This is a genomic window from Streptomyces sp. NPDC050504, from assembly GCF_044458065.1.
Lineage (GTDB): Bacteria > Actinomycetota > Actinomycetes > Streptomycetales > Streptomycetaceae > Streptomyces.
Genome location: NZ_JBITHO010000002.1, coordinates 223,029 through 236,054 on the forward strand (window position 1 = coordinate 223,029; position 13,026 = coordinate 236,054).

Consider the following 13,026-nt stretch of genomic DNA (forward strand, 5'->3'; position numbering starts at 1 on the left):
GAATGGCAGTTCACTGTAGAGCGCAGACCCGAGTAAGGAGCAAATATTTTGTCCACATCAGGGGTCCGGCTCATCCGGTCACAAATGCAGGAATGGTACGGCGAGGATCGCCTTCCGCAAGTACGGACGACCCATCTCCCGGAAGGTGTCGTGGTGCATGAATTCCTTGTCGCACTACACGAATGCGAATCAGTCTGGCGGAAATGGCTTGCCCTCAGACCTGAAACCGGCTGGACCCCTGTTGTGGGCACGCGGTCTCCCTCCTCCACCGACCGATGGGACCTTCCCGACTGGTGCACCGAGGTACCGGCGGCCGAAGTTCACGCTTACGTTCAGGCTCGGGTGAAGGAAGTCACCAGAGCAAGGATCGAAGCGACCCCCGAGTGGGACAGGGCGGAGGAAGAGATGGTCTCCGACCCTGCCAGGCTCTCTTCAATGCTTGATGGGCCCTGGGGTGAGGTGTTGCCCGGCGACCCACTGTCATTTTCCCGCCGCTGGGGGTCGGCGCGGCTGAGACTCCTTCTCGTCAATGTGGAATCCGGACACCTCTTGCCTCCAAAGGTTCCGGGACTGCTCAAAAGAACCTCGACGTCAGCGTCTCCGAACGTGGTCGACCTCTCACCGTTCGACAATCAAGCATTCATCCAGCGCTGGCACGAGCGCTATGGCGCAGAGGTTTTCTTCATGAATGGGACAGAACTTCAGCTGGCCGTCCCGCGACCTCCTGTATCACAGGGCGAAGTGACAGAGCTGGCTATCGAACAGTATGCGTACTGCGATGACTTGCTGGATGTCATCGAGCTGGGAAACGGTCAGGTTCGATCGAATTACTGGTCGTTCTGGTGGGACTGAACCACAAATCCTGTGAATCTTTTCGCACGCTCCGGAGCCCTCTTGGCAGCAGCGGACCACGGACAGTCCGCCGGGACGGCGGGCGGGAAGGCGCTCCTCTCGGCGCACCCCCAACTCCCGCGCGCGGAGCGTGCACGTGCACCATGGGGCCATGAGCGTGCAGCACGTGGACGTGAAAGGCACCGTCTCGGACGGCTTCGAGCCCGTACGGGACGCGTTCCTCCGAAATTTCCAGGACCGCGGCGACCGCGGCGCCGCCGTCGCCGTCTACCGCCACGGGGTGAAGGTCGTCGACCTGTGGGCCGGCACCAAGGACGTGGACGGCCACGAACCCTGGGCCGTGGACACCGCCCAGATCGTCCGCTCCGCGGGCAAGGGCATCGCCGCCGCCGTCCCCCTCCTCCTCCACCAGCGCGGCCAGCTCGACCTGGACGCCCCCGTGGGCACGTACTGGCCGGAGTTCAAGGCGGCGGGCAAGGAACGCGTCCTCGTACGGCACCTCCTGACGCACCGTGCGGGACTCCCGGTCGTCGACCGCCCCCTCACCCCGGCGGAGGCCTGCGACGGGGTCAGCGGCCCGCGCGCCGTCGCCGCGCAGGCGCCCGCATGGCAGCCGGGCACCGACCACGGCTACCACGCGCAGACGTACAGCTGGCTGCTCTCCGAGCTGGTGCGCCGCGTCACGGGACGCACCATCGGCCGCTGGGTCGCCGAGGAGATCGCCCGCCCGCTCGGCCTGGACTTCTGGTTCGGGCTCCCCGCCGAGGAGGCGTCCCGCGTCGGACGCATCGGCCCCGTCGAGGAACCCCCCACCACCTCCGCGCTCAAACTCCGGCCCAAGCGCAACGTCACCGAGGCGTACGAAGACCCGAACTCCCTGACCCGCAGGGCCTTCGGCGCCATCGCCCCGCTGCCCGACGAGAACGACCCGGCCTACCGCGCCGCCGAACTCCCCGCGTCCGGCGCCATATCCACCGCGCGTGCCCTCGCCCGCTGCTACGCCGCGATGATCGGCCCGGTCGACGGCCACCGCCTGTTCGCGCCCGCGACGCTCACCCTCGCCCGCACCGAGGAGTCGGCGGGCCCGGACCGCGTCCTGGTCGTCAACACCCGCTTCGGCCTGGGCTTCATGCTGCACGGCTCGACCTCGCCGTTCCTCGCGCCGGGCTCCTTCGGCCACCCCGGCAGGGGCGGCTCGCTGGGCTTCGCCGACCCGGAGAACGGCATCGCGATGGGGTACGTGACCAACAGCCTGCGCAAGGGCGTCACGGCCGACCCCCGCTCGCACGCCTTGATCAAGGCGGTGGGTGCGGCGGTACGTTCACCCTCATGACACCCATCACACCCATGACAGCGATGACAGCAACGCAGAGGTTCGAGGGGTACGGGGTGCTGGTCACCGGCGCCGGGCAGGGCATCGGCGCCGCGATCTCGCGGCGGCTCGCCGCCGAGGGCGCCCGGGTGCTCGTCACCGACCTGGACGGGGAGCGCGCCGAGAAGGCCGCGGCCGGCATACCGGGCGCGTCCGCGCACCCCTGCGACGTGACCGACAGGGCGGCCGTCGAGTCGGCGGTGGCCGTGGCCGTCGAGCGCTTCGGCCGCCTCGACGTGCTGGTCAACAACGCGCTGGCCTGCACGCCCGACGCCCCGCTCTTCGAGGACCAGGACGACGAGAGCTGGGCGCGCGACATCGACGTGACGCTCACCGGCGCGTACCGCTGCGCGCGGGCCGCCCTGCCGCACCTCGTCGCGTCCGGCAGGGGCGCGATCGTCTCGATCGGCTCGGTCAACGGCGAGCAGGACTTCGGCAACCACGCCTACAGCGCGGCGAAGGCGGGCCTGGCGAGCCTGACCCGCACCCTCGCGGGGCACGCGGCGCGGCGCGGCGTGCGCGTCAACCTGGTGGCGCCCGGCACGGTCCACACCGGCGTGTGGGCCGCGCAGGGCAAGGAGCACGCGCTGGTGGGCGCGGCCGAGGAGTACCCGCTGGGCCGGGTCGGCCGTCCCGAGGACATCGCGGCGGCCGTCGCCTTCCTCGCCTCCCGGGACGCGGCGTGGATCACCGGCGTGACGCTCCCGGTCGACGGCGGCCTGCTCAACAGCAACCTGGGCCTCAGACGTGCGCTGAACGGCTGAGCACGGGCGAACCGGCGCCCCGCGGCGCGAAGTTGCGGGCGATCACGTCGGGCACGACCGACGGGTACAGGTCGGGGAAGTCCATGACGACCGCGCCGCAGGGCCCCGGGTCCTCGGCGCGGGCCTGGAGCCACGCCCGTACGTAGGGCATGACCAGCTCGCTGTGCCCGCCCGCCAGCGCCGTGACGTTGACGTGCAGCCGCTCGGCGCCGCGCTGGAAGCGGGCCTCGTCGAACTGCGCGGTGATCAGCGCCTTCTTCTCCAACGGCCCGGTGCTCAGGGAGTCCTGGACGCCGAAGCGGTCCCGGTCGGCCTCCAGGTCGGTGAGCTGGACGATCCGGCCGCGGGCCGCGCCCAGCGAGGGGGGCAGCTCGTCGCAGGAGAGCGGACCCCTGTCGCGTACGCGCAGCAGGACCAGCTCGCCCGGGTGCGCGGCGAGGAAGGTGCGGCACGGCGAGAGCACCGCGTCGTCGACGCGGTCGACGTCGAGGAAGCGGACGCCGTGCGCCAACTGCTCGGCGATGGTCCAGTTCTGGTGCGCGGCGCTGGCGCTGCGGTGCGTGCCGGGCAGCGAGAGCCGCTGGATCGGGGTCTCGTCGGGCAGGTCGGTCAGCCAGTTGGCCGGGTCTGGTCGGTGTCGCATGTCGGTGCTTCCCCCGTCTTCGTGGTCCACCACGAAGAGTGCCAGGAGTGGATCAACGTTGGCTGAACGAGCACTTGACGGCAGTCGGGTACGTCACAGCGGCCCCCTGGACCCCCTGGGCAACCGTCAGCCCGCGTACGGCGTCAGCCCGCGTGCAGCATCAGCCCGATGCCCGCCACCATGAGACCGGCCGCCGCGATCCTCGGGGCGCCGAACTTCTCCTTGAAGAACAGCGCGCCGATCGCCGCGCCCACGATGATCGACGACTCGCGCAGCGCGGCGATCGGGGCCAGCGCGGCCCTGGTCTGGGCCCACAGCACGAGGCCGTACGCGGCGAAGCTGAGCGCCGCGCCGATCAGCCCGCGCACCGCGTACGGGCGCAGCTGCGCGGCGAGGGCGCCGCGCCTGCGGAAGAGGGTGTACGCCGGGATGGCGAGGCCCTCCAGGATCATCAGCCAGGCGACGTAGCCGAGTGCGGAGCCCGACGCGCGCACGCCCACGCCGTCCACGACGGTGTACGCGGCGATGGCCAGGCCCGTCGCGGCGGCCGCCAGGAGCGCGGGCCAGTGCGGGCGGGCGCCCCCGCCCCTGATGCCCCAGAGCGCGACGCCGACCAGGCCCGCGCAGGCGACCGCGACGCCGGTCAGCTGCCAGCCGTCCGGGCGCTCGCCGACGAACAGCGCGGCGAGCACGGTCACCGCGAGGGGCGCGGTGCCGCGCGCGATCGGGTACATCTGCCCGAAGTCGCCGAGCGAGAAGGAGCGCATCAGCAGCGCCATGTACGCGAGGTGCAGCGCCGCCGACACGATCAGGTAGGGCCACGCCCCGGCGTCGGGGAACGGCACGAACGCCGCGGCGGCGAGGCCGATGAGGGCCCCGCCGCCGGATATGAGCGTGAAGGAGAGCAGCTGGTCCTTGATGTGGTGGGCGATCGCGTTCCAGCTGGCGTGCGTGACGGCGGCGAGCAGCACGGCCGCGGCGACGAGAGGGGTCACGCGGTGCGCTCCCGCACGTCGACCGGGGTGCCGCCCGCGTGGCCGATCAGGGTCTTCGGGTCGAGCGGGAACACCGTGTGCGGGGTTCCCGCGGCGGCCCACACGACGGCGTGGTCGAGCAGGCCCCGGTCGGCGAGGACGCGGGTGCGGGTGCGGTGGCCGAAGGGCGGGACGCCGCCGATCGCGTACCCGGTGGTCTCGCGGACCAGCTCCGCGCTCGCCCGCTCCACGCGTGCGGCGCCCAGCTCGCGCCGCACCAGCTCGACGTCGACCCGCGAGGAGCCGTCCATCAGGATCAGCACCGGGACGCCGTCCGCCACGAAGACCAGCGACTTGACGATCTCGGAGGTGTCGCAGCCGATCGCGGCGGCGGCCTCGGCGGCGGTGCGGGTCGCGTCGGGGAAACGGCGGATCTCGACGGACGCGAGGCCCAGCTCGCCCAGGGCGGCGGCGAAGCGGGGGTGGGCGAGGGAGTCGGGTGAATCGCTCATGGCCCGCACGTTAGTGGTGGGTGTACGGGCCATGCGACCGGGTTTCGACCGGTGGCACCGGCGTCAGTTGCCGGATCTGAGCACCTCGGCGACCACCGGGCCCGCCGCGTCGCCGCCGTGGCCGCCGGCCTGGACGACGGCCGCGGCCGCGAGGTCGTTGCTGTAGCCGGTGAACCAGCTGTTGGAGCTGGACTGGCCGTCGACCTCGGCGGAGCCGGTCTTGGCGCCCTTGTCGCCGCCGACCGACGACATGGCCTGCTGGCCGGTGCCGCCGGGGCCCGCGGCGGCGCGCATCAGGCGGCGCAGCCCGTCGGAGATCCGGCCCGGCAGCGGCTCGGCGGTGGCCAGTTCGCGGTCGTCGAGCGACTGCGGGACGATGACCGGCTGCTTGAAGCCGCCGTTCTTGGCGGTCGCGGTGATCGACGCCATGTTCAGGGCGTTCATGGTGATCTTGCCCTGGCCGATGTACGAGGCGGCGGTCTCGCCGCCGCTGGACTCGGGGACGCTGCCGTCGCTGGAGACGACGCCGGTCTTCCAGTCGGCGCCGATCCCGAAGTACTTCAGGGCGGTCGAGCCGAGCGCGGTGTTCGCGAGGCCCTTCTCGTTGAGCGGTCCGATGGCCTTGATGAAGGCGGTGTTGCAGGAGCGGCGGAAGCTGTCGGTGAGGGTGCCCGAGGGGATCGAGAAGCTGTCGAGGTTGCGGAAGGGCACGCCCTCCCAGGTGACCGTGGAGGGGCACTCGACCTTGCTGTCGGGGCCCGCGATGTCGTGCTCCATCATCATCGCGGCGGTCACGATCTTCATCGTGGAGCCGGGGGCCTGCTTGCCCTGCATCGCGGCGTTGAAGCCGGTCGCCGGGTTGTTGGCGACGGCCCTGATCTCGCCGGTGCTCGGCTGGATCGCGACGACGGACGCCTGCTTGAAGCGCTTGACCGCGCGTTCGGCGGCGGCCTGGACGTTCGCGTCGATGGTGGTGGGGACGCGGCCCGGGGTGCCCTTGGTGAGGGTCAGCAGGGTCTGGTCGGGGACGGCGTCGCTCTCGCCGGTGATCTGGAGCTCGATGCCCGCCCTGCCGCCCGCCTCGGAGCCGTACTTCTGGCGCAGGCCGTCCAGGATCGTCCCGATCGAGGGGAACTTCTCCTTGGTCAGCTCCTGGCCGCCCCGGTCGACCGCCTTGATCTGCGGGGTGCCCGCCTCGCCGGTGCGCAGCGAGGTGCCCTTGGTCAGCTTGGGGTGGACGACGGCCGGCTGCCAGTCGACGAGGGCCTTGCCGGTGCTGAGGCCGCGGACGACGGTCAGGGACGAGGCGTACGACCAGGGCTTGCTCGCGCCCTGGTACGACACCGTGGCCTTGACGGTGAACGGCACCTTCGCGCCGACCGGGGCGCCGGGGGTGATGGCCGCCCGCGAGACGTGCGCCTCGGTGGCGTAGCCCGCGAGGGCGGGCCCGGCCTCGGCCGCGTTGTTCGTCAGCTCCGCGGCGGCGGGGGCGTCGCCCTTGGCCCAGGCGGCGAGGAACTCGGCGGCGGTCTCGCGGATCTCGGTGGGGTCCGGGGGTCCCGTCTTCTTCTTGCCCGACGCGGACTTGCCCTCGACGCTCGTGCCGTCGTCGCCGCCGACGAGGCTGTAGGCGCCGTAGACGGTGCCGCCCGCCGCGACGAGGAACACCGCGCCGACGACCGCTACCTTCGCTCCACTACGCATGACGTGCAGTCCCCTCCCCGGGAGCCTGTGTGGCGACTGCACCCTACGGGACGGCAGTGACACCGCTACGCGTCGTTACCGGACCGGGACCCTCTCCCCCGGGCGGCGCGCTACCCCGCCGGAACGCTCCTCGGGTCGAAGCCGTACGGGAGTTCCAGGCGGTGCGCGCGCATCAGCGCCCCGTCCGCCAGGACGTCCCGCGTCGGCCCGTCCCCGACGATCGCGCCCCCGCTGAGCACCACCGACCTCGGGCACAGCTCCAGCGCGTACGGCAGGTCGTGCGTGACCATCAGCACCGTCACGTCCAGCGCCCCGATCACCTCCGCCAGTTCGCGGCGGGACGCGGGGTCGAGGTTGGAGGAGGGCTCGTCGAGGACCAGGATCTCCGGCTCCATCACCAGCACCGTGGCCACCGCGACGCGGCGCCGCTGCCCGAACGAGAGGTGGTGCGGCGGCCGGTCCGCGTACTCGGCCATCCCGACCCGCTCCAGCGCGTCCCGCACCCGCGTCTCCAGCTCGGCGCCCCGGACGCCCGCCGACGCGGGGCCGAAGGCGACGTCCTCGCGGACGGTCGGCATGAAGAGCTGGTCGTCCGGGTCCTGGAAGACGATCCCGACGCGGCGCCTGATCTCCGCCATGTGCCGCTGCGACACGGGCAGCCCGGCCACCGACACGGTGCCCGCGCCGCCGGTCAGGATGCCGTTGAGGTGCAGGACGAGGGTCGTCTTGCCCGCGCCGTTGGGGCCGAGCAGCGCGACCCGCTCGCCGCGCCCGACGGTGAGGTCGACGCCGAACAGGGCCTGGTGGCCGTCGGGGTAGGCGTAGGCGAGGCCGCTGACTTCGAGAGAAGGGGTCACAGGGTCCATCCCAGCACGCACACGCCGAGGGCCGTCGCGGGGAGGGCCAGGGCGTACGACCACTGCGCGCGCCCCGCGCCCGCCGTGTCGAGCACCGGCATCGTCCCGGTGTACCCCCGGCTGACCATCGCGAGGTGCACCCGCTCGCCGCGCTCGTAGGAGCGGATGAAGAGCGCGCCCGCCGACTTGGCGAGGACGCCCCAGTGCCGTACGCCCCGCGCCTCGAAGCCGCGCGAGCGGCGGGCGACGGACATCCGGCGCATCTCGTCCGTGACCACGTCGCCGTACCGGATCATGAAGGACGCGATCTGGACGAGGAGCGGGGGCAGGCGCAGCCGCTGGAGGCCCAGCAGCAGGGCGCGCAGTTCGGTCGTGGAGGCCAGGATCACGGAGGCGGCGACGCCCAGCGTGCCCTTGGCCAGGACGTGCCAGGCGCCCCAGAGCCCGGGGACGCTCAGCCGCACGCCGAGCACGGTCGTCTGCTCGCCGGGCACCACGAACGGCATGAGCAGCGCGAACGCCACGAACGGCACTTCGATGAGCAGCCGCTTGAGCAGGACGCCCGCCGGGAGTCCGGCCGCCGCGGCGGCCGCGCCGAGCAGCGCCGCGTACAGCCCGAAGGCCCACACGGCCTCGCGCGGGGTGGCGACGACGGCGGTGACGAAGGCGAGGACGGCGACGAGCTTGCAGTGCGGGGGGAGCCGGTGGACGGGTGAGTCGCCGGGCCGGTAGAGGGCGTGGGCGTGTCCCGCGCCCACGTCAGGGGGTCGTCTCTTCGGCGGGGGCCTGCCGCTCGCGCTCGCGCCGGGTGCGGACGGCCCAGAAGACGCCGGTGCCCACGCCGATGGTCACGCCGACGCCGATGACGCCCGCGAGTCCGCCGGAGAGGCGGGTGTCGGTGACGCCCTGGACGCCGTAGTCGAAGAGCGGCGAGTCCTTGGCCGCGTGCTCCTCCTCCTTGGCGTCGATGCCCTTGTCGGCGGCGACCTTCTCCAGGCCGTCGGGGCTCTGGGAGGCGTAGAAGGAGACGAACCCGGCGAGGACGAGTGCGGTGACCAGGCCCGCGCCCCAGACCTTGCGGGTGGCGATCCGGGCGGCGGGCGCGGCGGCGGGCGCGGGCGCGGCGGGCGCGTCGATCAGTTCGCCGCCGACCCGCAGCTTGAGCGGGGTGCGCAGGTCGCGCGCGCCGTGCACCAGGTCGGGGCGCACCGCGATCACGGCGCCGACGGTGAGCGCGGTGATCGCGGCCTCGCCGATGCCGATCAGGGTGTGGACGCCGACCATGGCGGTGAAGACCTTGCCGACGGGGACGTCGGTGGTGCCGCCGACCGCGTAGATCGCGGTGAAGGCGGTGGCCGCGGCGGGCACCGAGACCAGGGCGGCGACGAACGCGGAGGCGGTCACGGAGCGGCGGGTGCGCGGCAGCACCTTCACGAGGGCGCGGAAGAGGCCGTACGCGACGAGGACGGTGACGACGCCCATGACGGTGATGTTCACGCCGAGCGCGGTGAGGCCGCCGTCCGCGAAGAGGATGCCCTGCATCAGCAGGACGACGGATATGCAGAGCACTCCGGTGTACGGGCCGACGAGGATCGCGGCGAGCGCGCCGCCCAGCAGATGTCCGCTGGTCCCGGCGGCGACCGGGAAATTCAGCATCTGCACGGCGAAGACGAATGCGGCGACGAGTCCGGCCAGCGGCGCGGTCCTGTCGTCCAGCTCCCGCTTGGCGCCTCTGAGGCCGACGGTTACGGCGCCCGCCGCCACGACGGCTGTGACCGCGGATACAGGTGCGTCGATGAATCCGTCGGGTACATGCATGGGAGGGCTCCGCTTCCCCCGAAGGTGCTTAACCGTTTGATGATAGTGCTCACTTGCGAAGGCTTCGCAAGAGCGGACGGCCCACAAAAGAGCTGGTATTCACCATCGAAAATATGCGACATTAGAGGACACATATCGCGTATGCGAATGAATAGGCGTGAGGAGTCGGGCGATGTCCCCCACCGTTGAGAATCACGCACGAGCACGTCTGATCACCGACGCGCCCACCGCCACGGCCGTGCCCGTCGCCCTCAGCTACGACGCGGCGAACGACCCGCGTGCCGTGCGCTTCGTCTTCCCCGGGGGCAACGAGTGGGTCTTCGCGCGGGAGCTCCTGGAGGCCGGGATGCGCTCCCCGGTACGGCGCGGGGACATCGAGGTCTGGCCGTGCGGCCGGGTGCAGACGGTGCTGGAGTTCCATTCGCCGGACGGCGTCGCGGTGCTCCAGTTCGACAGCGCGGCGCTGGTCCGCTTCCTGCGCCGGACGTACGCGGTGGCCGCACCCGCCTGATCGGTGATCAGGGGGTACGGCCACCTTCGCGCACCACCGCGTGCGGCTCAGACGCGCGCCAGCTCCCGGTCCGCGTCCGGGTCCTCGTGGCCCGCGGGGCCCGACGCGCCGTCACCGAGGCCCTTGCGCAGGCCCTCGCCCTCGACGTCGACGTTCGGCAGCGCCTTGTCCAGCCAGCGCGGCAGCCACCAGGCCGACTTGCCGAGCAGGGCGAGCACCGCGGGGACGATCGCCATGCGCACCACGAACGCGTCGAAGAAGACCGCGATCGCGAGGCCGAAGCCGATCATCTTGATCATGGAGTCGCTGGCCCCGATGAAGCCGGAGAACACCGCGATCATGATGACGGCGGCGGCCGACACGACGCGCGCGCCGTGCTCGAAGCCGGTGACGATCGCCTGTCCGGGGCGCTCGCCGTGCACGTACGCCTCGCGCATCCGCGTCACGAGGAAGACCTCGTAGTCCATCGCGAGGCCGAAGACGACGCCCACCATGAAGATCGGCATCATGCTCATGATCGGGCCGGTCTGCTCCACGCCGAAGACGTCGGCGAGCCAGCCCCACTGGAAGACGGCGACGACGGCGCCGAGGGCCGCGACCACCGAGAGCAGGAAGCCGAGCGCCGCCTTGAGCGGCACCAGCACCGACCGGAAGACCACCATCAGCAGCAGGAAGGCCAGGCCCACGACGAGCGCCAGGTACGGCAGCAGCGCGTCGTTCATCTTCTCCGAGAAGTCGATGTTCATCGCGGTCATGCCGGAGACCAGGACCTCGTCGCCCGCGGTGTCGCGGATGGAGTGGACCAGGTCCTCGGTGTCCTTGGACGACGGGCGGTCCTCGGGGATCACCGTGATCATCGAGGTGTCGCCGGCCTTGTTGGGCGCGGGCGGGGTGACCGCGACGACGCCTTCGATGCCCTCGATCTGCTTCACGGCGCGGTCGGCTGCGGCCTTGTCGCCGTCGACGACGATCAGGAGCGGGCCGTTGAAGCCGGGGCCGAAGCCCTCGGACAGCAGGTCGTAGGCCTTGCGCTGGGTCGTGGAGACCGGCTGCGAGCCGTCGTCGGGCAGGCCGACCTGGAGCGAGGCGGCCGGAACGGCGACCGCGCCGAGCCCGATGACGCCGACGAGCAGCACCATCAGCGGGCGGCGCAGCACGAAGCGGGCCCAGCGGACGCCCGCCTTCTCCTTGCCCTTGTCGAGCGTGACGACGCCGGCCTTGCGGGCCTTGCGGCCGATGACCTTCTTGCCCGCGAAGCCCAGCAGCGCGGGGATGAGGGTCAGCGCGATGAGGACGGCGATGGCGACCGTGCCGGCGGCGGCGAAGCCCATCTTGGAGAGCATCGGGATGTTCACGACGGCCAGGCCGACCAGCGCGATGACGACGGTGAGGCCGGCGAAGACCACCGCGGAGCCCGCGGTGCCGACGGCGCGGCCCGCCGCCTCCTCCTGCTCCCGGCCCTCGGCCAGCTCGGCGCGGTAGCGGGAGACGATGAAGAGCGCGTAGTCGATGCCGACCGCGAGGCCGATCATCATGGCCAGCGTCGAGGTCGTGGTGCCCAGGTCCAGGACGTTGGCGAGCGCGGTGATCGAGGAGACGCCGATGCCGACGCCGATGATCGCGGTGAGCAGCGGCAGTCCGGCGGCCACCATCGAGCCGAAGGTGAGGACGAGGACGATGCCCGCGACGATGATGCCGATGATCTCGCCGGAGCCGGTCTCCGGCATGGCCTGGAGCGCGTCACCGCCGATCTCCACGGTCAGCCCGGTCTCGCGCGCCTCGTCGCCCGCCTTCTTGAGCGAGTCGCGCGAGTCGTCGGTCAGCTCCATGCCGTTGACCTTGTAGGCCACGGAGATGTACGCGGTCGAGCCGTCCTTGCTGACGGCCTGGGCCTGGTACGGGTCGGTGACGGAGCCGATCTGCTTCGAGCCGGACTTCAGCTCGCCGACGATCTTCTGGACCTCGGCCTTGTGGCCCGCGTCCGTCATCTTCTGGCCCGCGGGCGCCTTGAAGACGACCCGGGCGGTCGCCCCGTCGGGGCTGGCCCCGGGGAAGCGCTTCTCCAGCAGGTCGAACGCCTTCTGGGCCTCCGTGCCGGGGATGGAGAAGGAACTGGAGGTGGGGGTGGTCGCGGTGGCGGCGCCGACTCCGGCGAGCACCAGCAGCCCCACCCATATGAGGGCGACGAGGCGGCGGCGCCTGAAGGCCAGCCTGCCGAGCTTGTAGAGGAACGTGGCCACGAGGGCGTCTCCCGTTTTCGGTGGTGAACAGGGCATGGGGAGCCGTCCCGACGACGTGAGCGAGCGCGTCAGGCAGAGCGGGTCAGGCGGGTGGAGCTGGTCGGACGTCAGGCGCCGAGGGCGGGGAGGACCACGGCTTCGATGTATCCGGCGAGGAACTCCCGATCGGTCGGGGCGTCCTCGATGAGCTGCCGGCCGACGAAGGCGCCGATCAGCATGTGCGGGACGAAGGCGAGCGCGGGGCTGTCCGCGGCGACCTCGCCCCTGTCCACGGCGCGCCGCAGCAGCACGTCGAGGCCGGTCATCTCCGGCTCGATGAGCAGCTCGCGCAGCGCCCTGTGGAGGTCGGGGTTCTCATGGACGGCGTGGAAGAGGGCCCGCATCAGCGCGGAGTCCTTCTCCAACTGGCAGTCGTCGGTGCGCAGGATCATCTCGTGGAAGTCCCCGCGCAGCGAGCCGGTGTCGATGTCGGCGATGTTGTCCGGCTCGTGGTCGCGCATGGCCCTGGCGACCAGCTCGGGCTTGCTCCCCCACTGGCGGTAGAGGGTGGCCTTGCTGGAGTGGGTGCGGGCGGCGATGGCGTCCATCGTCAGCCCGTCGTACCCGACCTCGCGGAGCAGGTCGAGCACGGCTCCGTACAGCTCCTTCTCGCGCTCGGGCGTGATGCGCGTGCGGGCCATGATCGACCTCCCATCCATGGAACGAAACGGTTTCGTACCGTAGAACCATAGCTCCGCCCCTTATCGAAACGGCGCCGTTTCGCTTGTGGGGTGCGCCAC

13 protein-coding genes are annotated in these 13,026 nt (G+C 71.6%); 4 read left to right on the forward strand and 9 right to left on the reverse strand.

What is annotated here, in order from left to right; genetic code table 11:
• The first annotated feature begins 342 nt into the window (after positions 1-342).
• From ACIBNE_RS06860 to ACIBNE_RS06870, 3 genes are all read left to right on the forward strand, one after another.
• Positions 343-852 carry a DUF4253 domain-containing protein gene (locus ACIBNE_RS06860; RefSeq protein ID WP_399270390.1) on the forward strand — a complete coding sequence of 170 codons (510 nt, stop codon included), beginning with the start codon at positions 343-345 and terminating at the stop codon, positions 850-852.
• A 166-nt stretch (positions 853-1,018) separates the two neighbouring features.
• Positions 1,019-2,185, forward strand: a complete 1,167-nt coding sequence (locus ACIBNE_RS06865) for a serine hydrolase domain-containing protein (protein WP_399271251.1) — start codon at positions 1,019-1,021, stop codon at positions 2,183-2,185.
• Positions 2,186-2,208: 23 nt separating this feature from the next.
• On the forward strand, positions 2,209-2,988 hold the full coding sequence (locus tag ACIBNE_RS06870; RefSeq protein WP_399270391.1) for an SDR family NAD(P)-dependent oxidoreductase: 780 nt from the start codon (positions 2,209-2,211) through the stop codon (positions 2,986-2,988).
• Here ACIBNE_RS06870 and ACIBNE_RS06875 read toward each other — a convergent pair.
• The 7 genes from ACIBNE_RS06875 to ACIBNE_RS06905 all read right to left on the reverse strand — a co-directional run bounded on the left by ACIBNE_RS06875 (position 2,966) and on the right by ACIBNE_RS06905 (position 9,496).
• On the reverse strand, positions 2,966-3,631 hold the full coding sequence (locus ACIBNE_RS06875; RefSeq protein WP_399270392.1) for a hypothetical protein: 666 nt from the start codon (positions 3,629-3,631) through the stop codon (positions 2,966-2,968). The two genes, ACIBNE_RS06870 and ACIBNE_RS06875, sit on opposite strands and share 23 nt — an antisense overlap.
• Before the next feature lie 143 nt (positions 3,632-3,774).
• Entirely contained in the window at positions 3,775-4,626 is an 852-nt protein-coding gene (locus tag ACIBNE_RS06880; protein ID WP_399270393.1) for an EamA family transporter, read from the reverse strand.
• Positions 4,623-5,117, reverse strand: a complete 495-nt coding sequence (locus tag ACIBNE_RS06885; RefSeq protein ID WP_399270394.1) for a YbaK/EbsC family protein — start codon at positions 5,115-5,117, stop codon at positions 4,623-4,625. Before ACIBNE_RS06885 ends, ACIBNE_RS06880 begins: the two co-directional genes overlap by 4 nt.
• A gap of 63 nt (positions 5,118-5,180) precedes the next feature.
• Entirely contained in the window at positions 5,181-6,821 is a 1,641-nt protein-coding gene (locus tag ACIBNE_RS06890; protein ID WP_399270395.1) for a penicillin-binding transpeptidase domain-containing protein, read from the reverse strand.
• Positions 6,822-6,931: 110 nt separating this feature from the next.
• Entirely contained in the window at positions 6,932-7,687 is a 756-nt protein-coding gene (locus ACIBNE_RS06895; protein ID WP_399270396.1) for an energy-coupling factor ABC transporter ATP-binding protein, read from the reverse strand.
• On the reverse strand, positions 7,675-8,436 hold the full coding sequence (gene cbiQ, locus ACIBNE_RS06900; RefSeq protein WP_399270397.1) for a cobalt ECF transporter T component CbiQ: 762 nt from the start codon (positions 8,434-8,436) through the stop codon (positions 7,675-7,677). The genes ACIBNE_RS06895 and cbiQ overlap by 13 nt, the downstream gene beginning before the upstream one ends.
• Position 8,437: 1 nt before the next feature.
• Positions 8,438-9,496: an energy-coupling factor ABC transporter permease gene (locus ACIBNE_RS06905; RefSeq protein WP_399270398.1), complete on the reverse strand. Its 1,059-nt coding sequence runs from the start codon at positions 9,494-9,496 to the stop codon at positions 8,438-8,440.
• A gap of 172 nt (positions 9,497-9,668) precedes the next feature.
• Between ACIBNE_RS06905 and ACIBNE_RS06910 the strand changes: the two genes are divergently transcribed.
• Positions 9,669-10,007: an SsgA family sporulation/cell division regulator gene (locus ACIBNE_RS06910; protein ID WP_399270399.1), complete on the forward strand. Its 339-nt coding sequence runs from the start codon at positions 9,669-9,671 to the stop codon at positions 10,005-10,007.
• Positions 10,008-10,054: 47 nt separating this feature from the next.
• Here ACIBNE_RS06910 and ACIBNE_RS06915 read toward each other — a convergent pair whose 3' ends face one another.
• Positions 10,055-12,247 (reverse strand): MMPL family transporter, encoded by a 2,193-nt coding sequence (locus ACIBNE_RS06915; RefSeq protein ID WP_399270400.1) that lies wholly within the window; start codon positions 12,245-12,247, stop codon positions 10,055-10,057.
• Positions 12,248-12,354: 107 nt separating this feature from the next.
• Entirely contained in the window at positions 12,355-12,927 is a 573-nt protein-coding gene (locus ACIBNE_RS06920; protein WP_399270401.1) for a TetR/AcrR family transcriptional regulator, read from the reverse strand.
• Between the last annotated feature and the right edge of the window lie 99 nt (positions 12,928-13,026).

Coding starts and splice junctions, on each gene's coding strand:
- ACIBNE_RS06905 (WP_399270398.1), bottom strand. CDS start 9,496: ATGCATGTACCCGACGGATTCATCGACGCACCTGTATCCGCGGTCACA.
- ACIBNE_RS06875 (WP_399270392.1), bottom strand. CDS start 3,631: ATGCGACACCGACCAGACCCGGCCAACTGGCTGACCGACCTGCCCGAC.
- ACIBNE_RS06910 (WP_399270399.1), top strand. CDS start 9,669: ATGTCCCCCACCGTTGAGAATCACGCACGAGCACGTCTGATCACCGAC.
- ACIBNE_RS06870 (WP_399270391.1), top strand. CDS start 2,209: ATGACAGCAACGCAGAGGTTCGAGGGGTACGGGGTGCTGGTCACCGGC.
- ACIBNE_RS06895 (WP_399270396.1), bottom strand. CDS start 7,687: ATGGACCCTGTGACCCCTTCTCTCGAAGTCAGCGGCCTCGCCTACGCC.
- ACIBNE_RS06885 (WP_399270394.1), bottom strand. CDS start 5,117: ATGAGCGATTCACCCGACTCCCTCGCCCACCCCCGCTTCGCCGCCGCC.
- ACIBNE_RS06920 (WP_399270401.1), bottom strand. CDS start 12,927: ATGGCCCGCACGCGCATCACGCCCGAGCGCGAGAAGGAGCTGTACGGA.
- ACIBNE_RS06890 (WP_399270395.1), bottom strand. CDS start 6,821: ATGCGTAGTGGAGCGAAGGTAGCGGTCGTCGGCGCGGTGTTCCTCGTC.